The following is a 23,103-nucleotide window of genomic DNA, read 5'->3' as shown; positions in this document are numbered from 1 at the left end:
GTTGCGCAGATGAACTGACTATTTTGTTAAGCCAGGACGTCTATCAGATGTTGCAAGCGGGGAAAACTCTAGATTTCCCCGTTTTCGGCATCTTCGTCGAAATGGTTACCCGGCAATTTAACCCGATTTGGCAGCCGCTCCAATTCCAAATCCTCACACCTGTCGGAAATGTCATGCTCAAAACTGACACTGGCGACGTGATTTAGGGCAATTCCAGCATCTGTCCAGATGACCGGCGAACAGTCAAAGACCTCGCGAGGCCAGCCTTCCGGCCAAATAATCGCACTTCTGGAGATAGGCGCATCGCAAAGCGGGCCAAGAAAAAGGCGATTTTGAACGTCAGAATGTTCGCATGCGTCCGGCACTTTGTATCGGAATCGATTGTCCCAAATCCCACCCCCCGTAAAGGGAGCAAGTGTCGGAGGGGCTTTTCGACCGGGTTCCCGCCAACACCAGATTGTCTGTTCACTCGCTCTAACCTGACACCCAGACAGGGTTTGTCGGAACCCGTCCTTTGACATGAGGCCATTATCAAGCGCTTCAACGCTGGAAAACCGGCGTTTGGTCCGCTGCCCGCGAACCCGGTCCAGCACCACACCCAAGAGCCGCAGCCGAAACTCTTCCGCGAGATCGCGATAGGCAGGCAAACTCAACTTGACCGGTCCTGCAGGGTGCTCAACGAGAAGGCGTTTCGCGATTTCCTTCACGGAAACTTCCAGCGCATGACGTGCGCGGCGAACATGCGCACTGGTTTGGAAAATCCGTTCCGGCGTCAATCCTTCCGCTTCCAACAAACCCAAAATGCGCCGCAATCGGCTTCTCTTGTATTTTTCATCTTTGTTGGAAGGATCTGAGCACCAGCTCAACCCGCGCTCCATGAGGCTGGCTTCCAGTTGCAGCTTCCGTACGCCTAAAAACGGTCGCAAGAGCCGCAAACCTTCGGGGCCGTCCGGCTCGTCAGCGGCCATGGCACTTAATCCTGAAACACCGCTGCCTCGTGTCAAACGATCCAAAAATGTCTCTGCCTGATCGTCTAGATGATGACCCAGCAACAGCCCCTGGCCGCCGGTCTCAGAAAGACGTTTCGCAAAAAGCCGGTAACGCGCAACGCGTGCCTCTTCCTGAATATTGGCGAGAGGTTTGGGTCCGACCCAGTGCAACACAGTCGCGGGCAATCCCCTTTTGCCAGCTTCCCGAACAACAAAAGAGGCCTCTTCAGCGCCTTCGGCCCGCAGTCCGTGGTCGACGATCAGGACTTCTGCGCATCCGCGCCAACCGGTCCTTTGACGCCATTCATCGAACAGCACCATCAGGCAAAGCGAATCCGCGCCGCCGGATACTGCAAGTGCAAGGCTTGAAAAAGAATTCAGTTTTGAAAAAAGGAGATCGACATCTTCGACCGGGAGCCCTTTCGGCTCAACCGGTCCGTCAGGAACATTGTGCACGGCTGCGCTCATCCCGCGCCTGTGTCAAAACCGCCGGAGCGGCGTTCGGGTATTTGTTCAAAAGTTCTGAAAACGTTGCACAAGCAGCTTCAGCTTCGCCGAGGCCGCGCAGGGATACACCAAGCTTCAGCAAACTGTCCGGGCTTTTCGAGTTGCCAGGATGATCTGTGTAAGTCTTCAGGAATGCGTCGGCTGCTTCGCGGTAGTTCTGCTGCGCCAAAAGGCTTTCTCCAAGCCAATACTGTGCCTGTGCGGTCAGGTCGCTGTTGGGGTAATTCTCAAGAAAATTGCGAAAACCGCGTTCTGCGCCCCGATAGTCACCGTTCACGGCCAGAGAATAAGCCTGATTGTAGTCGGTATTCGGATCGCCGCTACCAATCACCGAAGCTATTTGATCATCATCGGTCGCCAAACCGGGTCCCGGTGTCGACAAGTCGTCACCAAGGCCGTTCAAACCATCAAGGCCACCATTCGCAAGGGCTGAAAGATCAATCGGTCCATCGGTCGACAGTCCGTTGCCTTCGTAGCCACCGGACTGATCCCAGGTGCCGTCTCCAGAACCGTCAGCCGGCAGTGTTACAGCGCTGCCGTTCGGGGCTGCCAAAGTGCCTGTGCGCGGCGTTCCGTCTGCGGCGAGCCCCGGGGCAGTACTGCCCGGAGCTCCCTGAGGGATGAATTGCGAGCGTTTGCCCGGCGTTCCGCCTTCCAACTGCTGAAAACGGTATTCGTTGTCTTCCTGCATGCGGCGGATTTGATCCTGCAATTCCCGCATCTGAAAGGACATTTGTTCCAACTGGCCGGTCAGAACCCTGATCCGTTCTTCCAGTTGACTGATTCTGACAGCCGATTCGTCATTACGCCGACCGAACAACTGTGCTTCGGACGGTGTGGCAGTTGCGATGATAACCATCGCCAAAAGGAAACCTGCCAAGCCCTTCATATGTCGCATTCGCTCCTCCGGGTTGGGACCTGCATGCGTTCCCAGCCAAGCCTTTATTACCTGACTGATTTTGTTCGCAGTGCAGTTCCGCGCGCATGTTGTCTTAACATGCCCCGCTCTTTACTCAAGTGCACAGAGCGCCCGGACTTCGGCTAAAGTTTGACGGTTCATGGTATCGACCGGGAGAATTCTGTTTCAGTTCGTCAAATACGAAAAAAGCCGGACACTTGGCCCGGCCTTTTCTTGCAATTTACAGCTCGCTCAGTTTGTCGCGTTGTTCAACACTGTCACCGCACGGCGGTTCTGCGACCAGCAGCTGTTGTCGTTACAGACCGCGACAGGGCGCTCCTTGCCATAGGAAATGGTTTTGATCCGTGATGCGCTCACGCCCTGACCGACAAGGTAGTCACGCGCAGCCTGCGCGCGTCTGGCACCGAGAGCGATGTTGTACTGACGCGTGCCACGCTCATCTGCGTGCCCTTCCACCGTGATGGTGTATTGGGAATAGCGATTGAGCCACTTGGCCTGATTGGCAAGCGTGGCCTGACCTTGCGAATTCAACACCGACTGGTCTTCTTCAAAAAACACGCGGTCGCCGACATTCACGACAAAGTCCTGGCCGGTTCCCGGTTTCACGTTGCTTGAAAGCCCGTCCGGCTTGGTCTGGGCACATGCGGCCGCGAATAGAACGGCGAAACAGACCACGATCCAGCGCGCGCTCTGACCGGCGTATTCTCGTTTGAACATTCCTGTCTCCTAATCCCCAGCCCGACTCCCGGGACCCCCGGTTCTTGGTAAACGCTTTCTAGTCAAAGCTGGTTAAAAGCCTCTTTGCAAACATGGTTAATCGGAGCTTAACACGAACGATGAAGAGACTTTGCTGTTGTTTAGTCTATGAGCGGCGACCATGACGGGTCCGAAGCGAAGGCAGGCGTATCCAGCCTCAGCTCATTGTAACCCGTCAGATCAACGGTCCAGACTTGAGGTCCGCCATTTGCACCCGGCGTATCGCGGAAAAACACCAGAACACGGCCATTTGGTGACCATGCCGGACCTTCGTTGTGATAACCCTCGGTGAGGATACGCTCGCCTTTTCCATCCGGGCGCATAACACCGATCATGAACCGCCCCTGATGTTGCTTGGTGAAGGCGATCAAATCACCGCGAGGTGACCACACGGGCGTTGAATAACGGCCAGGGCCGAAGGAGATGCGCTGCGCATTTCCACCGTTCGCACCCATGACATAAAGTTGCTGCGTGCCGCCGCGGTCAGACTCAAACACGATGCGGCGTCCGTCGGGCGAATAAGACGGGCTGGTGTCGATGGCCGCCGTATTGGTCAGGCGTGTCGTTCGGCGGGACCGCAGATCCATCTGGAAGATGTTTGCATTGCCGCCTTGCTGCAGACTCATGATGACGTTTTGACCATCAGGAGAAAACCGAGGGGCAAATGTCATCCCCGGAAAATTGCCGACAATCTCTCTCTGACCTGTTTCGATATTGAGCAAGTAGACACTCGGGTCAGCACCGCCATATGACATGTAGGTGATTTCCTGGCTCGTCGGCGAGAAACGCGGGGTCAGAACCAGATCGTCGCCCCGGGTCAGGTACCGCACATTGGCGCCATCCTGATCCATTATGGCAAGGCGCTTGATCCGTTTGTCTTTTGGACCGGTTTCATCGACATACACAATCCGCGTGTCGAAATAGCCTTTTTCACCCGTCAGGCGCTCATAAATCGCATCGGCAATAATATGCGCCAGTCGCCGCCAGTTTTCAGGGGTCGTGTAAAACTGCTGTCCGAGCATCTGCTCCGCAGCAAACACATCCCACAGACGGAATTCAGCGCGAAGCCGCCCGTCCGGCTGTTTAATCACCGTGCCGGTCACCAGGGCCTGGGCACTGATCTGGCGCCAGTCGCCAAAGCGTGGCGTGGAGTTCACGCTCATGTTCTTTTGGATGAAACTTGCCGGGTCGAGAGGATTGAAGAGCCCTGATCGTTTGAGATCCGCTGCGATGACGCTGGTCATGTCCGCGGCCAGTTTGCTGTCTCCGCCATCTGCCGAAAATGAGGGCAAGGCAATCGGAAGCGGCTCGATATTACCCTGCGTGATATCAATCTCGACCAATGCGGACGCGGGTTGAGGGGCCAATATCATCAGGACTGTGGCGACAAATGCGAGCCCCGGGGCCTTACGGCCAACGAGATCAGAAAGACGTTTCAAAATTCCACGCATGAGCAATACCGCTCCCTCACCAACAGTGTCCGGGTTTCCGGACTATCCCCCGATAATCATCTCTCTCGGGTCAAAATTGATAATCACTTCCTGCCAAGCGTCATACTTGGCAATTGGAAGAGAATAAGGCTGACAGCGCATGACTGCGCGAACAGCACTGCTTGCCGCAGCACCGAAAGCCGGGTTTCCATTCGAATTCAGCACCCTTGGGTTCCCAGAAACCTGACCGTCCTGCGACAGGTTGAATTGTACTCTGACCTTTAGCTCTTCAGCGCCAACAGCACCAACAGGCGGGTTCCAGCAAGCGGCCACCTGACCGCGCAGGGCATCCAGTTCGGACTGGGACATGCGCACGTTCTGAGCACCATTGCGCGACCCCAGCGATGCAGGTTCTTGCGAAGCGTTGCCTTGCTGTCTCTCGGGCTCAACCTTGTTCAAAAGCGCCGCAATTTCTTCGGTGTTGAGATCTTCTCTCGGCGGCTCCTGGGTCCTGCGCGGCGGCGCTGGCTTTGTACGAGGGGCTACGCTGGTGACGATCGGTTGCGGCGCAGGGGCTGCTTCCTGCTGAGGGGCCGGTTCAGGTGCCGGTTCCGGATCGGCGGCAGGTTCTGGCGGAGGTGCAGGCGCAGGTTCGGGCGCAGCGACAGGCTCCGGTTCCGGTGCAGGTTCAGGCTCAGTAACGGGTTGGGGTTCCGGAGCAGGTGTCGGGGCGGGCGACGGCGTCGGTGGCGTCGGCTGCTCAACCTGGCTCTCACCTGGCCTGTCGGTCGGTTGCGGCGGCTCTTCCACTTCGGTTTCAGACGGCTGAGTTGCAGCCACGTCGCGGACTTCAGCCGTTCTTTCGCCAACGCGCAGTCGGGTAAACTCTTCAACAGGTATCAGGTCAACCGGCAGGGACTCGACTTGTGGTACAGAAAAACTCTCCGCGTCCGGAAAGGCCAGCAAGCCCCAGAATAGAATGGCCGAGTGACCGGCTAGTGACGCGATGAGACCTGCGCGCATGACGCGTTACGAGTCCCGTTCTTCCAGAGTGACAAGGCCGAGCCGTTTGAACCCGGCCGCATTGATCCGGCCCATGAGTTGCATCATGGTGCCGTAATCGGCGTCCTGATCTCCGCGCACGTAAATGCGCTCCTCGTATCCGTTTTCCGCGATCGCTTCGAGCTTGGGCACGATTTCGTCAATGGCAATCGGTGTGTCCTGAATAAAGATCTCACCCGCAGAATTGACCGAAATCGTTATCGGTTCCGTGTCCCCTTCCAGCGCCTTGGCGCGGGTTTCCGGCAGGTCGATTGGCACGCCCACCGTCAGGAGCGGAGCGGCGACCATGAAGATGATCAGGAGAACCAGCATGACGTCGACAAAGGGCGTCACGTTGATTTCACTCATGGGCGCGTGCCGACGGCGACGACGGCCTCTGCGCCCTCCACCTTCTTCTGCGGATCCGACCTGCATGGCCATGCCTTAACCCCTCTCGTCGATCTGACGAGAAAGGATCGCGGAGAACTCGTCCGCAAAGCCTTCCATCCGGGCAACTGCCTTGCCGACGTCGGAATTGAATTTATTGAAGGCAATCACGGCCGGGATAGCGGCGAGAAGCCCAAGCGCAGTTGCAAAGAGGGCTTCGGCAATACCCGGCGCCACAACAGCAAGATTGGTGCTTTCGGATGCGGCGATCGCCTGAAAGGCGGTCATGATACCCCAGACGGTGCCGAACAGTCCGATAAAGGGAGCAGACGACCCAACCGTTGCCAGGATCAATAGCCGGTTCTCCAGCCGCTCCGCTTCACGCTGAATGGTGACGTCCATGACCCTGTCGATGCGTTGCTGCAGACTTCCGATGGCCGGTCGCTGGCCCTCGTGACTGCGCTTCCATTCCCTCATGGCAGCAACGAACAATGCGGCCATGGAATGGTTCACGCGGTTGTGGAGCGTGTTGTAAAGCTCTTCGAGCGATTGACCGGACCAGAAAACGGTTTCAAACCGCGTCATCTGCCGGCGTGTGCGGCCAATCAGCAGAACCTTGTCGACTATGATCGCCCAGCACCAAACCGACGCAGCGAGCAACCCGATCATGACAATCTTGACGACGATATGCGCCTGCCAGAACAACGCAAAAAAAGACAGCTCGTGTTCTGGTGCTGCCAAAGTGGATTGGACGAGTGTTTCCATTTATTCCTTAGACCTCTAGGCCGTCTGACGCTGTTGCGCTTTCAAAGAACCGGCAGCCACAGCAGAGAACCGGAATCAGACGACCAGCTCATATAACCAGCCGCCTCTCTGACGTTTGAATTTGTCAAAACTGGGACTTTTCCAACCAATAAGCCCCTTTCTAAAGGAATCAATTAAGGTAAATGCAAGATTAACGAAGCGATTTGTTTTGTAAGTATTTTGCTTTGTAAGGGTTTCTGTTCCCGCAAGACCACACTTAAGTGAATCACCCGGTGTAGGTTTCATCCGGGAGATGACGTTGAAGTTTTTCTGCCAAAGCAACAGGTAAGCGGGTTGGCTTGCCTTCGCTCGTGATAATTGCAACCGTCACGGCCGCCGAGATCAACAATTCGTCACCTCTGTGGATCAATTGGTCCAGTTTCAGCCGAGCGCCCCTGTATTCTGCAATACTGGTGTGCACTTCGAGCACGTCGTCGATCCTGGCGGGCCTTTGGAAGTCGAGTGTCATCGTGCGTACTGCGAAAGCGAGAGAGACGCCATGCACGCCTTTCGCAAGTTCGGCATGATGAATTCCCACGAGACGAAGAAAGTCTGATCGTGCACGCTCGAAGAAGCGAACATAAGCACCGTGATAGACAATTCCGGTAAAATCAGTGTCTTCATAATAGACGCGCACCGGGAGCACATGTCCGCCTTCTTCCAGGCGGCCAGCAAGGTCGGGCCAATCCGTCACATCTGCACCTCTTTATGACACTTTAAAAAAGGCCTCCCGATCACGTGACCGGGAGGCCTCAATTGCCTTGAGCACTTACCTAGGTTCGACGTCAGGCCGCCGCAACCTCGGAGAGGAATTTCTCCACCGAGGCGCGAAGATGCTCGGCTTGCTGTTTCATTTCAATGGTTGCCGTCAACATGTCATCGACCGCCAAGGAGTTTTCTGAAACCCCTTCGTTAAGCGATGCAACTGTTGATGCGACACTGCGCGTGCCATCGGCAGCTTCGGCCACGTTTCGAGATATTTCACTCGTCGCAGAGCCCTGCTGCTGAACAGCATCGGAAATGGTCGTCGTATAGGAATTCACTTCCTCAACCGATTCCGAGACCCGGGCGATTTCTTCCACCGCTTCGGTGGTTGACGCCTGGATCGCAGCGATCTGTGCCGAAATCTCCTCGGTTGCCTTTGCCGTTTGACCGGCAAGGGACTTCACCTCAGAGGCAACAACCGCAAAGCCTTTGCCGGCATCTCCAGCACGTGCGGCCTCGATTGTCGCATTAAGGGCCAGCAGATTGGTCTGTTCTGCAATCTCCGAAATCAGCGACACAACGTCACCGATCTTGTTGGCCGCTTCCGCAAGACCTGAAATCTTCGAATTGGAGCTTTGCGCAGCCGTCGTTGTCTGACCAACGATGGATGCCGTTGTTTCCACCTGACGGGAAATCTCCGAGATCGAAGCATTCAGCTCTTCAGTTGCCGAAGCAACGGCCTGCACATTGGACGATGCGTTCTCAGACGTCGTCACGGCGGCCTCGCCCTGCTCTGAGGCAGACGCAGAGCGCTGACTGAGCTGCGAGGAAACATCCTCGACCCGAGCAATATTGGTTTCGACCAGTTCCAATACGGCCTGGGATTCCGCCCGGAAGTCGCCGATCAGAGAATCGATCAGCTTCTCGCGCTTTTCGCGGGCGATATGGCCAACCTTGCGTTCCGCCGCCATGCGTTCACGCTCAACGGAGTTGTCCTTGAACACTTCAATGCAGCGCGCCATGCGACCGATTTCATCATGACGCTCGGTTGCTTCAACAGCCACTTCCAGATCACCATCCGCAATCTTGCGGGCTGCAACCGATAGTCGCTCCATTGGAGAGAACATACGGCGCGTGACCCACCAGATCAAAAGAACGATCGGCACGAGGCAGGCAAATCCTGAAATAACCGCGCCGAAAGTGATCCTGTCAGCAGCAGCCGACAGTTCGGTCTGCTGAACGGCATCCACCACACCATAGGCTGTTCCCTGATAGGTGTTTGTCGCTTCAGCAAAACGATAGTCATTGCCGTCCAGTTTGATCAGACGATCACCTGCGGAAATCTCGCTCAACACGTGAACGGCTTCTGCCTTGCCGGAGTTGTCCAGCTGGATGGCCTTTCCGGCAACGTCCACCAGGAAGAAGCGTTCGCTGTCTGCAAGTCCTGTCGGCTCGTTCAACAGCGAAGCCAGTGCCTGCATGTTGGCGGAGAAAGCGACCGCGCCGAAGAAACGGTCCAGATAGAAGACAGGCGCTGCGAGGACCAACGAAACTGTGCCATCTTCACCAGTGACAAAGCCAGAAGAATAGATTTGCCCCGCGGCAAGGGATTCGTCTTTGGCGGCGGCAAACAATTTGCCGAATGCAGCCTGGACCGGATGCCCCAGGATGTCAGCATCATCCACATGGAAGGCAAATTCCTCGCCCTTACCATAGGTGTAGGTGATGAAGCCGTCCGGATTGGCAAGCGCGGCATCGGAGAACAGTCCCTGGCCGATGACATCCTGGTAAATCGGATGCACAACCTTATGGTTGTTCACGTAGTAGTTGGACTCCGCCGGCTCGACCAGCAGATGACGCTCGTGAGCAGGATGCGGATTGTCTGCCACGAAGATCTTGCGGAGGGTCTCGTTCTGCCCCTCTTTCAGGTTCTTCCAACCGACCAGGGTCTTCATCAGGCTGTCCTTGGCCTCTTCAAGAGACACGAAGAACTTCGCGCTGTATGTGACCTGGTCCAGCGCCATTTCAAGCACTTTTTGCTTGGCCTTGGTGGCACTTTCCAATCCATTGTCCGCCTGTCCGTTGGCAACATCCCTGGACAACATGGACGTAACGGTAACGATGGCGACGCACATGGTCAGGGCGCCAGCCAGAAACATAAGAGCAAGTTTTGATGAAAGCCGCTTGCGCATGATTCCCCCACAAATTTGGGGGATCATAGGTTGAGATTCGCCAATAAATGCTTAATCAAATCTGAGCCAGTTCGATAAAATTACCTATAATTTGACTTTCAAAATCACACGTAAAACTAGTCCGGGTCCTGGAACAAACCCATTTGCGGAGCATCCGGCCGAGACGGTGCTGCCAGTCCGAGATGCTCAAATGCCATCGGTGTCAGAACGCGCCCGCGCGGTGTTCGCTGCAGAAAACCATTCTGGATCAGATACGGTTCGACAATCTCTTCAATGGCGTCCCTGGGCTCCGACAAAGCTGCCGCAATGGTTTCGATTCCAACGGGCCCGCCGCCGAAATTGACCGCAATCTGATTGAGATAACGCCGGTCAAGGCTGTCCAATCCCGCGTGATCAACCTCCAGCTGACGTAGTGCCTTGTCGGCGAGCGCACGGTCAACCCGTTCCGTCCCTTCGAAAACGGCAAAGTCCCGCACACGGCGAAGCAACCGCCCTGCGATACGCGGCGTACCGCGAGACCGCTTGGCAATTTCGTGTGCACCGTCTTCAGCCATGCCTATCTGAAGGATCGATGCGCCCCGTTTGACGATATGTTCGAGTTCCGGGACCGTATAGAATTGCAGGCGCACGGGAATTCCGAACCGGTCGCGTAGCGGTGTCGTCAGCAGCCCGAGCCGCGTTGTCGCGGCAACAAGAGTGAATTTAGCCAGATCGATCTTGACCGATCGCGCTGCCGGTCCTTCACCAATAATCAGATCGAGCTGGTAATCCTCCATTGCCGGATAAAGCACTTCCTCAACTGCGGGGTTGAGCCGGTGGATCTCGTCGATGAAGAGCACGTCCCGCTCTTCCAGATTGGTAAGCAGAGCAGCAAGATCGCCTGCTTTGGCAATAACAGGACCGGATGTTGCCCGGAAATTCACTCCAAGCTCGCGCGCCATGATCTGGGCCAGTGTTGTCTTGCCAAGGCCCGGCGGCCCGACAAACAGCACATGATCGAGCGCTTCTCCACGTGCCTTGGCCGCACCAATGAAAACCTTCAGATTGGCACGCGCCTGGGCCTGGCCGACAAATTCGTCCAATGCCTGCGGGCGCATCGTGCTGTCGATCTCATCGCCGCGAATTTCCGGCGTCACAATGCGTTCGTCATCCGACATGGCTGACGACCACAAACAGCATCACCAGGAGAAACAGGGAATAAGCCACCCTGATCGCATAGAATTTTTTGAACTGGCTCCGCACAAACGGATCGTCCGTTTCGATGCGGCGCCCTTTGATCGCAAATGGACGATCGCCGACAGACAGCGAAAACCGGTGGTCGAGATACATGATACCGCCGATCCCAAGGACAATGAATGTTACGGCAATGACGGCATAAGTGAACGCTATCATGCGGACAGTTCCTTCAAACCGAGGCGTATGAGCGTTTCCGTAGACGCATCCTCACCCGCGGACTGCATTGCCTTGGCAACGGCCGCACTTGCCTGCGGCTGAGGGTAGCCGAGATTTGTAAGCGCGGATACGGCTTCGGCAACCGGGCGGGCGGCGACATTGTCTGCCACGTCCTGCGAAACGGCAATCGTCCCTTGATCGACCGTTGCCAATGCCGGAGCCTTGTCCTTGAGTTCTGTCAGAATGCGCTCGGCAACACGTTTGCCGACACCCGGGGCGCGTGAGATCGTCGCCTTGTCGCCAAGTGCTATTGCATTGGCCACTTCACTGGCTTTCAAGATGCCCAAGATACCAAGAGCAACCTTTGCCCCGACCCCCTGAACGGTCATGAGGATCCTGAACCATTCCCGCTCCGCCTCCTGAGCGAAACCGAATAAACGGATCATGTCCTCACGCACCATGGTTTCAATGAAGAGCACCGCGGCTTCGCCAGTTCTCGGCAAGCCCTGAAGAATGCGCGAAGGGCAATGAACCTGATAGCCGACACCATGGACATCGAGGATCACATGATCCTCGCCGTAACTGTCGATTGTCCCTTTCAGCTTCCCGATCATGCCGCCCCCATCGCCGCAAGGCGTGCTGCGCTGTTGGCCCGATGCTGCGCGTGGCAGATGGCAATCGCAAGCGCATCTGCCGCGTCGTCGGAATTAAACGTTGCGCGGGGCATCAGCACCTTGACCATTGCCCGGATCTGTTCTTTTTCCGCGTGTCCTGTTCCAACCACTGTCTTCTTCACAAGATTGGGCGCGTATTCTGCGACCGCCAGTCCTGCAAGCGAGGGAACCAACAAAGCCACACCACGGGCTTGACCGAGTTTCAGCGTCGCCCCGGCATCCTTGTTTACGAAAGTGTGCTCAACGGCGGCTTCTTGCGGCTCGTGATGCCGTACCACTTCGGAGAGCCCGTCATGCAACTCCACGAGACGCTCGGCCAGACTCTTCTTGTTGTTTGAAGTCACCGTGCCGGAAGCAATGAAGGACAGCCTGTTGCCCGCCGCTTCGATCATGCCCCAACCGGTGCGCCGCAGTCCCGGGTCGATCCCCAGCAATCGAATCGCATGTGTCATGGAACAAATCGGTAACAAAACTTCTTCGTTGACGCCAGTAGAAGCGAAGCTTACCAACCTAAAGCCTGTCTAAAACCCGCCAGAACGGTCTGGCCGGCGCATGTTGTCCATCACCGGCTCCGCGCCTGTCGATCATTTCGGTTCTTTGGCCTGAGCCCAATCACCGCTATTGCGTGGATGCTGCTCACCAACGAGAATTCATGGACGAAATTTTCACCTCTTACACACCCGACTTGCTTGCCTTCCTGGCGCTTGTTCTGTTCGTCGCCGGGTGCGTTCGCGGATTTGCTGGTTTTGGTGCCGGCATGATTTTCATCCCCGTAGCAACAAGCGTCATCCTGCCGGCCACAGCCGCCGCGACATTCCTTTTCATTGACAGCATCGTGACACTGCCGCTTTTGATACGCGCTGTCAGGCAGTGCGTATGGTCCACGGTGCTGCCCGCCGTGTTCGGTGCGGTCATCTTTGTACATCTCGGCGCATGGCTTCTCGCCAATACGGACATTCTCGTTTTGAGATGGACCATCTTTGCCATCGTGACCGGACTGCTTCTGCTTTTGATTTCGGGCTGGCGCTACCAAAAGCAGCCAAATTCGGCGATATCTTTTGCAACAGGTGGGGTCTCCGGCATTCTTGGCGGCGTATCACAGGTGTCAGCCCCGCCCGTCGTTGCCATGTGGCTGTCCAGCTCATCCGACCCTCAAACCATCAGAGCCAACCTGATCGTCTTCTTTTCCCTGGCAAGCGTGGGTACGTTTTTCGCCTACATGCTGCATGGATTTTTCACCATCAAGGTGCTTCACCTGCTGGTCGTAGCGGTTCCGGTTTATGCCCTTGCGATCTTCACCGGCACACGCGGCTTTAAATGGGCGAACCCGAGCCTCTACCGGAAAGTTGCCTATGGCCTGATCGCCTTGGCGGCTTTGACCAGCATGCCAGCACTGGACGAATTATTCCGCTGACGCTTCCTGTTCCAGAACCTTTTCTCGCCACTTCCCGCATTTTTCGCTCATGAGCCTTTCCAGTTCGCTCTCGAATTCTGAGCGGCTTGAACACGCTTGCGCAAGAATGCTGAGCGCGACGATTGTTGCATCGACCGCCTCTTCGCGCACATCCTCAATGGAATGGTTTTTATAAGCACTGCCCGGTGCTTTGGTGACGGACAAAACGGCCTGCGCCAGTTCGCCGGCCTCTTCGGAAAGCTTCAGCGTGCGTTCCTGCAGCGTCTTGGGATCGTCCTGGGTCAACTCGAAAATCTGGAACACAGCGAGACCTTTCAAAAATTCGTGCAGAAAATAAACGAGCCGTTGAACCAAAAAACCCCGGCCTAGCCGGGGTTTTGAAAAGAAACGTCACGCCCTCTTAGGTCGCAAGTGCGGCCATTGTTTCTTCATCGACATCGAAGTTCGAGTAGACGTTTTGAACATCATCATCGTCCTCAAGCATATCGATCAGTTTCATCAGCGTTTGCGCCTTGTCCACATCAACGGGCGTGAGGTTCTGCGGTTTCCAGATGATCTTGGTGGAATCGGCTTCTCCAAGTGCATCTTCAAGCGCCTTGGCAACGTCATTCAAATCTTCAAAGGCCGTATAGATCGTGTGACCGCCTTCATCCGATTGCACATCTTCAGCACCCGCCTCGATCGCAGCCTCCAGAACCGCATCGGCTTCACCTGCATCGGGCTTGTAGATGACCTCACCAACACGGTCGAACATGAAGGAGACCGAGCCGGTTTCCCCAAGCGAGCCGCCGCATTTCGTGAAATAAGAGCGCACGTTGGAAGCAGACCGGTTGCGATTGTCCGTCAGCGCCTCGACGACAACGGCAACACCGGCTGGTCCGTATCCCTCGTAGCGGATCTCTTCGTAGTTATCGCCATCACCCGTTTGCGACTTGTTGATTGCCCGCTGGATATTGTCCTTGGGCATCGACTGGGCCTTGGCGTTCTGAACGGCAAGACGCAGGCGCGGATTGGAGTCTGGGTCTGGGTCACCCATCTTTGCCGCGACGGTGATTTCCTTGGACAGTTTGGAGAACATCTTGGAGCGGGCTGCATCCTGGCGGCCCTTGCGGTGCATGATGTTCTTGAATTTTGAATGGCCTGCCATGGCTCTTCTCGGTTCTTCTTAAGGTAATTTCGATGAAAACTGCGCCCGCTTATAGGCAAGTTGAGGTCGAAAATCCAGCTTGCGGAAACGCATGACGTCTCATCAGTCTGGATCGGACCAGAAATACGGCTGGACCGGCTCCAGGCGCCCTCCGATCCGGAGAGGTGCAATCCGGTCTGCAAGTCCCGTCTGATCATCGGTTTCGATAGCCACGCCGCAGATCGTGGCGTCTCCCGTTGCCGGCGTGAACCTTGATCCCGGGATCTTGCGTTGGAACCGATTGACCGGCTCTTCTTTGTCCATCCCGAGCACGCTGTCATAAGCACCGCACATCCCGGCATCCGAAAGGTAGGCCGTCCCGTTCTCCAGGATTTGGTGGTCGGCAGTCGGAACATGGGTATGTGTGCCAACCACGAGACTGACCCTCCCATCCAGGAAATGACCCATCGCCTGTTTTTCGCTTGTTGCCTCGGCGTGCATGTCGACAATGATCGCATCGGCAACTTCAGCCAGCGGGCAGTCGGACACAACCCTGTCCATCGCGGCAAAGGGGTCATCGAGCGCATCCATATAGACGCGCCCCATCACATTGGCGACCATCACCTGAGCACCGTTTCGGGCCGTATAAAGATGTGCTCCCCGACCCGGCGTGCCTGAAGGATAGTTCACAGGTCTGAGCAGACGATCCTGACGCTCGATATAAACAAGCGTGTCCCGCTGATCCCACACATGATTTCCAGTCGTTACAACGTCTGCACCGGCGTCCAGAACATCTTGAAGAATTGCCTCGGTGATCCCGAAACCGGACGCCGCGTTTTCACCATTCACAATGACGAAGTCGAGCTGGTTGTCTTCTACGAGCCCGGGCAATTTGTCGATCACCGCAGAACGACCGGAGCGGCCGACAAGATCCCCCAGAAACAAAATACGCATGTAACCTCGCTAGGCGATCAAAGGCTGACATGCGACAGCGGTCTGTAGTCAGCTGAATGCCCGGTATCCGACTTCAGTTAAAATCCCATTCAGAGGTTTGTCATGCGCTTCAAAGGGCACGCGGTCAACCTCCTGAACCGCAAAAGCCACGCCGATACACAGGAGGGGGCCTTCTCTTTCGATGGCTGCAATTGCCGTATCGTAGTGCCCCTTTCCATAGCCAAGTCGGTTACCGGCACTGTCGAAACCGGACAGGGGCATGAGCATGACATCCGGGCGCATTTTTTCTGCAGACGGCGCTGGTTCCAGTGTCCCAAAACCTGCCCGCACCAGTTCGCTGTCGCGCTCAAGTCTGCGAAACTCAAGATGAGGTTCGGCAATCGCCGGCAGACACAGTGGGTGGCCTCTTTGACGCAAGGCATCCATGAGCGGTCTGATATCTATCTCGTCACGGATTGGCCAGAAACCTGAAACGATAGCTCCCTCGGGAAGAGGCAGATCGTCGACATGATCAACCAGCGCAAGGCTCTTTTCGATCCGTTCGATCTCGTCCATCGCCTTTCGGCGGGCGAGTGCATGCCTGCGAACAGCTTCTTTTTTGTCGGCATGGGAAGAAGGAATAGCCATGAGCCTTTACGTCAGAGCGATCAAATCTGTCTTGGCCCGGTTCGCCGCAAGCACGACTACCGGCCAGTGTAGCCGGGCACTTGGAATAGAAAGGTGCAGCCGTCCGACCGTTGGATCTGCAATCCCGGAGAACCTACAAAGTAGGTGGGCGCCGTATGCAACGGACCACGGCCCAGCGCAGGGACAGCTCCCGAAGGAATGCGTAAGGCCCCGGGGATAATGTTCCTGACGTGTCGGGCAGCCGCGACTACGGCATATAGACCCGACTTCAGGCAATTACCAGAGCGGCATGGAATTCAATACAAACGATTTTGAAGACTGAATTCAAAGAACCACAGCACGAACCAGCAGTGTTCAGGAATTTTCCGGATTTTTGAGGCTCTTGCTCAAGCCATCAGCAAGGCTTTCAATCCTTGCTGCAGCAGTATTGACCGCCCTGGAGAGTTCTTCTTCGTTCTGGCTCATGTTATCGAGCGCTGCATCCTGCTGCCGTTTGGCATCTTCCAGGTCCGCTTCAAGCCTGACGATCTTGCGTTCAAGTTCCGACAATTGGTCGGTTGCCATGATGCCGGCCATGACGGTCAGGCGCTGATCGCCAATCTCACCGAACGCACCCTTCAATTCCCCGATCCAGCCATCGAAGCGCGCCGCCAGGCCCTGAAGACGTTCCTCTTCACCATCATCGCAAGCCATCCGGAAGGCTTTGCCATTAATCGTGACGGTAATCTGCGCCATTGTTCAGTCAGCCTCCATGCGCATCAAGAACGCTTCGGATGGTTTCCATGGCGGAAACAAGCCGGCGGGACACGTCCTTGTTGGCTTCCTCCAAACGGGAGGCCCGCGCTTCGCTTTCATCCAGTGATGCAGCCAGCTGAGACCTGTCTTCGCCAAGCCTTTGAAGATCATCCTGCAGGGCATTCAACGATCTGTCGGCGTCCATGCGACGCTGAACAGCCGCCTCCAGCTGACCGACAGCAGTATCAAGGCGCTTTACCGCGTCGGTAAGACTGGTCTTTTCCATGCAGTCGACATCCGCCATTAATTACATTTTCCCAAAGTGTTTTGCGGCGGTCCGCCAGTTCCTTTCAAACGCACATTCCGGAGATTTGGCGCTTTCGCTACTGTGTCGCGCAACATCCAATGACACTTCCGACACAGCGTTCACGCGATTGTTTCGCGGCGAAAAAGCAAATCTTTTTCAGGGCGTCGAGCTTAGGCATCGCAACTTCTCTCAGTCAATGGCACCATTGGCAGAATCCTCAACTCTATAACGCCCAAAAAGAAAATTTCTTCCCGGATTCCGTTGGCTCGCCTTTGTTGACTCGCCGACGGTTCCTGATATTTGTCTGGCGCCTGTTCGAAATTGACGATAGTCAGCTTCTGAGCAACGTACCTCATTCATACCTTGCCGGGCGGTCCAACCTCGGCAACGGCGCTTCAACGCAAGCAACGGGAAGACGATGACCGATATTGAAAAACACCAGCGCATGGCAAACGCGATCCGCTTCCTTGCCATCGATGCCGTGGAAAAGGCGAAATCCGGTCACCCCGGACTGCCCATGGGGGCCGCCGATATCGCAACCGTTCTGTTTACCCAGTTCCTGAAGTTTGATCCGACTGCACCCGACTGGTCCGACCGCGATCGCTTCGTTCTTTCTGCTGGTCACGGATCCATGCTGCTGTACAGCCTGCTGTACTTGCTCGGCTACGAAGATTTCACGCTCGACGAAATCAAGAACTTCCGCCAGCTCGGCTCGCGCACGGCCGGCCACCCGGAATATGGCCATGGCGCTGGCATTGAGACCACAACCGGCCCGCTCGGCCAGGGCCTGGGCAATGCGGTTGGCATGGCGATTGCCGAACGTCTGCAGGAAGAGCGTTTCGGCAAAGATCTTGTCGATCACTACACATACGTTCTCGCTGGCGACGGCTGCCTCATGGAAGGCATCAGCCAGGAAGCACTGACACTTGCCGGTCACCTCAAGCTGAACAAGCTGATCGTGATCTGGGACGACAACGGCATTTCCATTGACGGTAAGGTCGAAATCACCGATTCGACGGACCAGCAGGCCCGCTTTGCGGCCTCAGGCTGGAACACTTTGAGTGTTGACGGTCATGACCCGGAAGCTCTTGCCGCCGTGATCCGCCAAGCCCAGGCAAGTGACAGACCGACCCTGATTGCTGCCAAAACCACAATCGGATTTGGAGCTCCCACCAAAGCCGGGTCGCAAAAGGCGCATGGTTCACCGCTGGGTGCTGAAGAAATTGTCGGAACACGCGACGCGCTCAACTGGCCGCACGAGCCCTTTGACATTCCAAGCGATGTTCTGGATGCATGGCGGATTGCCGGGCTCCGTTCCGCCCACGCACACAAGGACTGGCAAAAGCGATTTGCGGATGCGGACGCGGAAACGCGGGCCGAATTCGACCGCCGGTACCGTGGTGATCTTCCAGCGACGTTCACCCAGGCTATTCTGGACTACAAGAAGAAGCTCGCAGACGAACAGCCAACCATGGCAACGCGCAAGGCTTCCGAAGCTGTCCTGAACGTGATCAACGAAGTCGTACCGGAAACGATTGGTGGGTCAGCCGACCTGACCGGCTCGAACAACACCAAAACACCACAAACCGTGCCGGTTACACCGGACGATTTCTCCGGTCGCTACATTCATTACGGTATTCGCGAACACGGCATGGCTGCGGCCATGAACGGGATGGCGCTGCATGGTGGCCTGATCCCCTATTCCGGCGGTTTCTTGATCTTCTCCGATTACTGCCGTCCGTCGATCCGACTAGCAGCATTGATGGGCCAGCGAGTTATCCATGTGATGACGCACGATTCCATCGGGCTTGGCGAAGACGGCCCAACCCACCAACCGGTCGAACATTTCGCGGCTCTGCGGGCAATCCCGAACCTCACGTTCTACCGGCCTGCCGACATCACCGAAACGCTGGAATGCTGGCAGCTGTCGCTTGAAGACAGGTCCGGACCGTCTGTCCTGGCATTGACCCGCCAGAACCTTCCGTCTCAGCGCAAGAATTTCGAAGAAGACAACCTTTGTGCCAAAGGCGCTTATGTGTTGATTGACTGTGAAGACAGCGCAGCGGTCACCATCTTTGCGTCAGGCTCGGAAGTTGAGATCGCTGTCGATGCTCATAAAGAGTTGACCGAAGAAGGTATTGCGACGCGAGTAGTCAGTGTCCCATCTTTCGAACTGTTCGAATCCCAATCGGACGACTATAAGGCCGACATCATCGGCGACAGCGCGGTCAAGATTGCCGTTGAGGCGGGCATCCGCATGGGATGGGACCGTTTCGTCGGCAATGACGGCCTGTTTATTGGCATGAACGGCTTCGGCGCGAGCGCACCTTACAAGGAGCTGTATGAGCACTTCGGCATCACCAAGGACGCCGTCGTCTCTGCAGCGAAAGAAAAGCTCGCAACTTAATTGAGATCAATTCCCGGCAACGCCAGATCCTCCATATGTTGCCGGGCCCTGAGCACTTGAGGCTCTTCCAAGCGACCACGACACATGTGGTCATAAAGGTGGCGTTTTTCTTGGAATGAAACGCCGAAGATCGCAGGAGTGGAATATGGTAACCAAGGTAGCAATCAACGGTTTTGGCCGCATTGGCCGGAACATCCTGCGCGGGATTGTCGAATCCGGCCGCACCGACATTGAAGTCGTCGCCATCAACGATCTTGGTCCGGTTGAAACAAACGCACATCTGCTGCGCTATGACTCCGTTCATGGCAGGTTCCCCGCCGAAGTGACAGTCGACGGTGACACGATCTCGGTTGGCGGCGGCAAGCCTATCAAGGTCACCGCAATTCGCGACCCGAAGGAACTGCCATGGGGCGAGCTCGGTGTTGACATTGCGATGGAATGCACAGGCATCTTCACCGCCAAAGAAAAGGCCTCAATGCTTCTGGAAGCCGGTGCAAAGCGTGTTCTCGTTTCAGCACCAGCCGCAGGCGCTGACAAGACCATCGTTTATGGTGTGAACCACGATGCACTGACTTCAGAAGATCTGGTCGTGTCCAACGCGTCGTGCACCACTAACTGCCTGTCGCCGGTTGCTTACGTTCTCAATGACACCGTCGGCATTGAAAAAGGCTTCATGACAACGATCCACTCCTACACGGGTGACCAGCCGACTCTGGACACCATGCACAAGGATCTTTACCGCGCTCGCGCGGCGGCCATGTCCATGATCCCGACATCCACTGGTGCGGCAAAAGCTGTTGGACTGGTTCTGCCGGAGCTGAATGGCAAGATGGATGGCGTGGCAATTCGCGTGCCGACACCCAACGTCTCTGTGGTCGACTTGAACTTCATCGCCAAGCGCGAGACCAGTGTTGAAGAAATCAATGCTGCGATCAAGGCAGCTGCGGACGGTAAGCTGAAGGGTGTTCTCGGTTACACGGAAGAAAAGCTTGTTTCCATGGACTTCAACCATGACAGCCACTCTTCCGTCTTCCACATGGACCAGACCAAGGTTATGGACGGCACTTTTGTGCGCATCCTGACCTGGTACGACAACGAGTGGGGCTTCTCCAACCGCATGGCCGACACGGCCGTTGCCATGGCGAAACTCATCTAACCAGATGATCTGGTTGACCAGACAATCAGTCTGACGTCAGGCGGGTGCAGCAGCGTTGCATCCGCCTTTTCTTTGTTTGGTACTGAGGTAGTTGCATGACAATTGCGATCATAATTTGTGTCGTTGTGATGCTTGGGCTCGGCTTTTATTGGCTGGAGCGCTCAAAGGAAAGAAATGGGCAGCGCAGTCACCGGCATTGGCAGCCTGACGTTGACCAACAAAAGGCTGAAACGATCAAGAACCTCGAAAATCCACCAGATCGCTAGGCCATCTTATTCCAACTTCTGGAGACCACGTGCTCGAACTACTAACCGTTATCTCACTGACGATCGTCGTCGCAATTGTGCCGGGGCCTGACTTCGCGGTCGTTTTGCGAAACGCCCTGATCGGCGGCAGACTGGCCGGCATCATGACCGCGCTTGGCATCGCATTGGCACTGGGTGTTCATGTCTCCTACGCGCTTGCAGGCATCGGCCTGATCGTGTCCCAGTCAATACTGCTATTCAATGCACTCAAGCTGCTCGGTGCTGCCTATCTGATCTTTCTTGGGGTGACCATGTACCGGACAGCCTCAAGGGACATGCCCGGCAGTAACGGCCTCTCCGGCATGCCGCCTCTCAAGGCATTGCGTTGGGGCTTCTTCACAAATGTGACCAATCCGAAGGCCACGATGTTTGCCCTGAGTGTCTTCCTGCAGGTGACTTCACCCATGACCCCGCTCTGGACGCAAATCGGCTATGGCATGATCATGGCGGGCGGCGTCTTTTTGTGGTTTGTTCTGGTCACGCTGTTCTTCACGCTGCCATCCGTGCGGTTTCAATTCATGCGCGCCAAGCTTTGGCTGGAGCGCTCCTTCGGCGTGCTGCTGACCTTGCTCGGTATTGGCATCGCCGTGTCCACCAATTCCACCCGTCCCTGACAACAGGTGTTCCCATGGCTTTCAATACACTCGACAATATCAACGACATTACCGGAAAACGGGTTCTCGTCCGTGTAGATCTGAATGTGCCGATGGACGGCGGCAAAGTCACAGACACCACACGTATTGAACGTGTTCTGCCGACAATCCGCGAACTCTCTGAAAAGGGCGCAAAGGTCGTGCTGCTGGCTCATTTCGGCCGCCCGAAAGGCGAGCGGGTGTCATCCATGTCGCTTGCCCCGGTTGCACCCGCGGTCTCCAGTCTGCTCGGCAAAACGGTCGGCTTTGCGGATGATTGCATCGGCCCGGCCGCATCTGACGCCGCATCCGCAATGTCAAATGGTGATGTCCTGCTTCTTGAAAACACGCGTTTTCACAAGGGCGAGGAAAAGAACGACCCGTCTTTCGCAGAGGCCCTGGCGTCAAATGGCGACCTCTACGTGAACGATGCGTTCTCCGCAGCACACCGTGCCCACGGCTCCACAGAAGGCATTGCCAAACTGTTGCCGGCTTACGCGGGACGGACAATGCAGGCGGAACTAGAAGCGCTCAGCTCTGCGCTCGGCGACCCTAAACGGCCGGTCCTGGCCGTTGTTGGCGGTGCGAAAGTGTCTTCAAAGATTGATCTTCTGGAGAACCTCGTCTCCAAAGTCGACATGCTGGTGATCGGTGGCGGCATGGCCAACACGTTCCTCGCAGCCAAGGGCGTCAATGTTGGGAAATCACTCTGCGAGCACGACCTTGCCGATACGGCCAAGAGGATCATGTCAGCTGCGGAAGCAGCCAGTTGCGAAATCGTCCTGCCGGCGGATGCAGTGGTCGCGCGGGAATTCAAGGCTGGCGCGGAAAACGAAACCGTTTCTTTGGATGCGATACCTGCAGACGGCATGATCCTTGATGTGGGTGTGGCATCGATCGAAACCGTCGCATCCAAGATCGATACGGCCAAAACGCTGGTTTGGAACGGTCCGCTCGGTGCGTTTGAGATTGAACCTTTCGATACGGCAACAGTTGCTGCAGCAAGGCATGCCGCCGCCAACACCAAGGCCGGCAAGCTCAATTCGGTTGCTGGTGGTGGTGACACGGTCGCAGCTCTCAATCACGCTGGTGCGGCCGATGATTTTTCCTATGTCTCGACAGCAGGAGGTGCCTTCCTTGAGTGGCTGGAAGGTAAGGAACTGCCCGGCGTCAAAGCGCTTGAAGCCTAACTGACAAGATCAGCAGGAGAACCGTCATGCAGCGCAGTTTCACAAACATCCTGACGGAGGAGGTTGCCGTGACAGCAGCCTTCTATCAGGAGATTCTAGGCTTCGAACCGCGATTTTCCGCGGACTGGTTCGTCAATCTTGCCGACCCGGAAAACCCGGCCCTGGAACTTGGTATCCTCAAGCAATCGAGTGAGATTGTTCCGGCAAGGGCCCAGCGGGCCCCTGCCGGAGTAATCCTGACATTTGTCGTTAATGATTGTGATGCCGTCTATGAAAAGGCGCTCGCGCAAAATGCAAACATCGTCGAAGCTCCCCGGGAAATGCCTTATGGCCAGCGGCGCATGATCCTGCGTGATCCGGCAGGTACATTCGTTGATATCAGTTCCCCGAGCACATGATCGAAGCTGATACAGGTCCGGCAGCAAATTTATTTTTATTTCCAAATTAAATACGG

At 56.1% G+C, this 23,103-nt stretch carries 25 protein-coding genes and 1 other RNA gene; 6 read left to right on the top strand and 20 right to left on the bottom strand.

Going from position 1 to position 23,103, the window contains the following annotated elements:
• Positions 1-68 precede the first annotated feature (68 nt).
• The 13 genes from tilS to ruvC form a co-directional block, all read right to left on the bottom strand.
• Complete coding sequence (gene tilS, locus FIV00_RS06215; RefSeq protein WP_152499927.1) at positions 69-1,457, bottom strand: tRNA lysidine(34) synthetase TilS; 1,389 nt, start codon at positions 1,455-1,457, stop codon at positions 69-71.
• Entirely contained in the window at positions 1,429-2,394 is a 966-nt protein-coding gene (ybgF, locus tag FIV00_RS06210) for a tol-pal system protein YbgF (RefSeq protein WP_152499926.1), read from the bottom strand. The genes tilS and ybgF overlap by 29 nt, the downstream gene beginning before the upstream one ends.
• Before the next feature lie 252 nt (positions 2,395-2,646).
• A complete protein-coding gene (pal, locus tag FIV00_RS06205; protein WP_152499925.1) occupies positions 2,647-3,132 on the bottom strand; it encodes a peptidoglycan-associated lipoprotein Pal in 486 nt (161 codons plus the stop codon).
• 140 nt (positions 3,133-3,272) lie between these two features.
• Entirely contained in the window at positions 3,273-4,544 is a 1,272-nt protein-coding gene (gene tolB, locus FIV00_RS06200) for a Tol-Pal system beta propeller repeat protein TolB (RefSeq protein ID WP_247649402.1), read from the bottom strand.
• Positions 4,545-4,664: 120 nt separating this feature from the next.
• On the bottom strand, positions 4,665-5,624 hold the full coding sequence (locus tag FIV00_RS06195) for a TonB C-terminal domain-containing protein (protein ID WP_152499923.1): 960 nt from the start codon (positions 5,622-5,624) through the stop codon (positions 4,665-4,667).
• Positions 5,625-5,630: 6 nt separating this feature from the next.
• The gene (tolR, locus tag FIV00_RS06190; RefSeq protein ID WP_152499922.1) at positions 5,631-6,083 is read right to left on the bottom strand and encodes a protein TolR; all 453 of its coding nucleotides are present in this window, start codon (positions 6,081-6,083) and stop codon (positions 5,631-5,633) included.
• A 3-nt stretch (positions 6,084-6,086) separates the two neighbouring features.
• Positions 6,087-6,794: a protein TolQ gene (gene tolQ, locus FIV00_RS06185; RefSeq protein ID WP_152499921.1), complete on the bottom strand. Its 708-nt coding sequence runs from the start codon at positions 6,792-6,794 to the stop codon at positions 6,087-6,089.
• A gap of 265 nt (positions 6,795-7,059) precedes the next feature.
• Positions 7,060-7,527: a tol-pal system-associated acyl-CoA thioesterase gene (gene ybgC / locus FIV00_RS06180; RefSeq protein ID WP_152499920.1), complete on the bottom strand. Its 468-nt coding sequence runs from the start codon at positions 7,525-7,527 to the stop codon at positions 7,060-7,062.
• A gap of 91 nt (positions 7,528-7,618) precedes the next feature.
• Entirely contained in the window at positions 7,619-9,730 is a 2,112-nt protein-coding gene (locus tag FIV00_RS06175; RefSeq protein WP_209006834.1) for a methyl-accepting chemotaxis protein, read from the bottom strand.
• Positions 9,731-9,846: 116 nt separating this feature from the next.
• On the bottom strand, positions 9,847-10,887 hold the full coding sequence (ruvB, locus tag FIV00_RS06170) for a Holliday junction branch migration DNA helicase RuvB (protein ID WP_152499919.1): 1,041 nt from the start codon (positions 10,885-10,887) through the stop codon (positions 9,847-9,849).
• Positions 10,877-11,122, bottom strand: coding sequence for an endonuclease (locus FIV00_RS06165; protein WP_152499918.1), 246 nt, complete (start codon positions 11,120-11,122; stop codon positions 10,877-10,879). The genes ruvB and FIV00_RS06165 overlap by 11 nt, the downstream gene beginning before the upstream one ends.
• Positions 11,119-11,736, bottom strand: coding sequence for a Holliday junction branch migration protein RuvA (ruvA, locus tag FIV00_RS06160; protein WP_152499917.1), 618 nt, complete (start codon positions 11,734-11,736; stop codon positions 11,119-11,121). Before ruvA ends, FIV00_RS06165 begins: the two co-directional genes overlap by 4 nt.
• Positions 11,733-12,248 (bottom strand): crossover junction endodeoxyribonuclease RuvC, encoded by a 516-nt coding sequence (ruvC, locus tag FIV00_RS06155; RefSeq protein ID WP_152499916.1) that lies wholly within the window; start codon positions 12,246-12,248, stop codon positions 11,733-11,735. The genes ruvA and ruvC overlap by 4 nt, the downstream gene beginning before the upstream one ends.
• Positions 12,249-12,448: 200 nt before the next feature.
• Here ruvC and FIV00_RS06150 point away from each other — a divergent pair, with 200 nt between their 5' ends.
• Complete coding sequence (locus FIV00_RS06150) at positions 12,449-13,210, top strand: sulfite exporter TauE/SafE family protein (RefSeq protein ID WP_152499915.1); 762 nt, start codon at positions 12,449-12,451, stop codon at positions 13,208-13,210.
• Here FIV00_RS06150 and FIV00_RS06145 read toward each other — a convergent pair.
• The 7 genes from FIV00_RS06145 to FIV00_RS06115 form a co-directional block, all read right to left on the bottom strand.
• The gene (locus FIV00_RS06145; RefSeq protein ID WP_209006833.1) at positions 13,199-13,513 is read right to left on the bottom strand and encodes a MazG-like family protein; all 315 of its coding nucleotides are present in this window, start codon (positions 13,511-13,513) and stop codon (positions 13,199-13,201) included. The genes FIV00_RS06150 and FIV00_RS06145 overlap by 12 nt on opposite strands.
• Positions 13,514-13,610: 97 nt before the next feature.
• Complete coding sequence (locus FIV00_RS06140; RefSeq protein WP_152499913.1) at positions 13,611-14,357, bottom strand: YebC/PmpR family DNA-binding transcriptional regulator; 747 nt, start codon at positions 14,355-14,357, stop codon at positions 13,611-13,613.
• 102 nt (positions 14,358-14,459) lie between these two features.
• Positions 14,460-15,290 carry a TIGR00282 family metallophosphoesterase gene (locus tag FIV00_RS06135; protein ID WP_152499912.1) on the bottom strand — a complete coding sequence of 277 codons (831 nt, stop codon included), beginning with the start codon at positions 15,288-15,290 and terminating at the stop codon, positions 14,460-14,462.
• Between the two features lie 48 nt (positions 15,291-15,338).
• Positions 15,339-15,917: a 5-formyltetrahydrofolate cyclo-ligase gene (locus FIV00_RS06130; RefSeq protein WP_152499911.1), complete on the bottom strand. Its 579-nt coding sequence runs from the start codon at positions 15,915-15,917 to the stop codon at positions 15,339-15,341.
• A gap of 92 nt (positions 15,918-16,009) precedes the next feature.
• A non-coding RNA gene (gene ssrS / locus FIV00_RS06125) (6S RNA) lies at positions 16,010-16,164 on the bottom strand.
• Positions 16,165-16,271: 107 nt separating this feature from the next.
• A complete protein-coding gene (locus FIV00_RS06120) occupies positions 16,272-16,652 on the bottom strand; it encodes a cell division protein ZapA (RefSeq protein WP_152499910.1) in 381 nt (126 codons plus the stop codon).
• A gap of 7 nt (positions 16,653-16,659) precedes the next feature.
• Complete coding sequence (locus FIV00_RS06115; RefSeq protein WP_152499909.1) at positions 16,660-16,956, bottom strand: DUF4164 domain-containing protein; 297 nt, start codon at positions 16,954-16,956, stop codon at positions 16,660-16,662.
• 421 nt (positions 16,957-17,377) lie between these two features.
• Here FIV00_RS06115 and tkt point away from each other — a divergent pair, with 421 nt between their 5' ends.
• The 5 genes from tkt to FIV00_RS06090 all read left to right on the top strand — a co-directional run bounded on the left by tkt (position 17,378) and on the right by FIV00_RS06090 (position 23,047).
• Positions 17,378-19,366, top strand: coding sequence for a transketolase (gene tkt / locus FIV00_RS06110; protein ID WP_152499908.1), 1,989 nt, complete (start codon positions 17,378-17,380; stop codon positions 19,364-19,366).
• A 145-nt stretch (positions 19,367-19,511) separates the two neighbouring features.
• Positions 19,512-20,522, top strand: a complete 1,011-nt coding sequence (gap, locus tag FIV00_RS06105) for a type I glyceraldehyde-3-phosphate dehydrogenase (protein WP_152499907.1) — start codon at positions 19,512-19,514, stop codon at positions 20,520-20,522.
• 295 nt (positions 20,523-20,817) lie between these two features.
• Positions 20,818-21,441 carry a LysE family translocator gene (locus FIV00_RS06100; protein ID WP_152499906.1) on the top strand — a complete coding sequence of 208 codons (624 nt, stop codon included), beginning with the start codon at positions 20,818-20,820 and terminating at the stop codon, positions 21,439-21,441.
• 14 nt (positions 21,442-21,455) lie between these two features.
• Positions 21,456-22,649, top strand: a complete 1,194-nt coding sequence (gene pgk / locus FIV00_RS06095; RefSeq protein ID WP_152499905.1) for a phosphoglycerate kinase — start codon at positions 21,456-21,458, stop codon at positions 22,647-22,649.
• A 26-nt stretch (positions 22,650-22,675) separates the two neighbouring features.
• Positions 22,676-23,047 (top strand): VOC family protein, encoded by a 372-nt coding sequence (locus tag FIV00_RS06090; protein WP_152499904.1) that lies wholly within the window; start codon positions 22,676-22,678, stop codon positions 23,045-23,047.
• Positions 23,048-23,103 lie beyond the last annotated feature (56 nt).

Origin of the sequence: Labrenzia sp. THAF82 (genome assembly GCF_009363435.1) — a bacterium.
Taxonomy (GTDB): Bacteria; Pseudomonadota; Alphaproteobacteria; order Rhizobiales; family Stappiaceae; genus Roseibium; species Roseibium porphyridii.
This window is presented reverse-complemented; position numbering and strand designations above follow the sequence as displayed.

Coding starts and splice junctions, on each gene's coding strand:
- FIV00_RS06130 (WP_152499911.1), bottom strand. CDS start 15,917: ATGGCTATTCCTTCTTCCCATGCCGACAAAAAAGAAGCTGTTCGCAGG.
- pgk (WP_152499905.1), top strand. CDS start 21,456: ATGGCTTTCAATACACTCGACAATATCAACGACATTACCGGAAAACGG.
- tkt (WP_152499908.1), top strand. CDS start 17,378: ATGACCGATATTGAAAAACACCAGCGCATGGCAAACGCGATCCGCTTC.
- tolB (WP_247649402.1), bottom strand. CDS start 4,544: ATGATATTGGCCCCTCAACCCGCGTCCGCATTGGTCGAGATTGATATC.
- FIV00_RS06195 (WP_152499923.1), bottom strand. CDS start 5,624: ATGCGCGCAGGTCTCATCGCGTCACTAGCCGGTCACTCGGCCATTCTA.
- ruvB (WP_152499919.1), bottom strand. CDS start 10,887: ATGTCGGATGACGAACGCATTGTGACGCCGGAAATTCGCGGCGATGAG.
- ruvC (WP_152499916.1), bottom strand. CDS start 12,248: ATGACACATGCGATTCGATTGCTGGGGATCGACCCGGGACTGCGGCGC.
- tolR (WP_152499922.1), bottom strand. CDS start 6,083: ATGGCCATGCAGGTCGGATCCGCAGAAGAAGGTGGAGGGCGCAGAGGC.
- pal (WP_152499925.1), bottom strand. CDS start 3,132: ATGTTCAAACGAGAATACGCCGGTCAGAGCGCGCGCTGGATCGTGGTC.
- FIV00_RS06140 (WP_152499913.1), bottom strand. CDS start 14,357: ATGGCAGGCCATTCAAAATTCAAGAACATCATGCACCGCAAGGGCCGC.
- FIV00_RS06165 (WP_152499918.1), bottom strand. CDS start 11,122: ATGATAGCGTTCACTTATGCCGTCATTGCCGTAACATTCATTGTCCTT.
- FIV00_RS06115 (WP_152499909.1), bottom strand. CDS start 16,956: ATGGCGGATGTCGACTGCATGGAAAAGACCAGTCTTACCGACGCGGTA.
- ybgF (WP_152499926.1), bottom strand. CDS start 2,394: ATGCGACATATGAAGGGCTTGGCAGGTTTCCTTTTGGCGATGGTTATC.
- tilS (WP_152499927.1), bottom strand. CDS start 1,457: ATGAGCGCAGCCGTGCACAATGTTCCTGACGGACCGGTTGAGCCGAAA.
- FIV00_RS06090 (WP_152499904.1), top strand. CDS start 22,676: ATGCAGCGCAGTTTCACAAACATCCTGACGGAGGAGGTTGCCGTGACA.
- FIV00_RS06175 (WP_209006834.1), bottom strand. CDS start 9,730: ATGCGCAAGCGGCTTTCATCAAAACTTGCTCTTATGTTTCTGGCTGGC.
- ruvA (WP_152499917.1), bottom strand. CDS start 11,736: ATGATCGGGAAGCTGAAAGGGACAATCGACAGTTACGGCGAGGATCAT.
- FIV00_RS06150 (WP_152499915.1), top strand. CDS start 12,449: ATGGACGAAATTTTCACCTCTTACACACCCGACTTGCTTGCCTTCCTG.
- FIV00_RS06120 (WP_152499910.1), bottom strand. CDS start 16,652: ATGGCGCAGATTACCGTCACGATTAATGGCAAAGCCTTCCGGATGGCT.
- tolQ (WP_152499921.1), bottom strand. CDS start 6,794: ATGGAAACACTCGTCCAATCCACTTTGGCAGCACCAGAACACGAGCTG.
- FIV00_RS06135 (WP_152499912.1), bottom strand. CDS start 15,290: ATGCGTATTTTGTTTCTGGGGGATCTTGTCGGCCGCTCCGGTCGTTCT.
- gap (WP_152499907.1), top strand. CDS start 19,512: ATGGTAACCAAGGTAGCAATCAACGGTTTTGGCCGCATTGGCCGGAAC.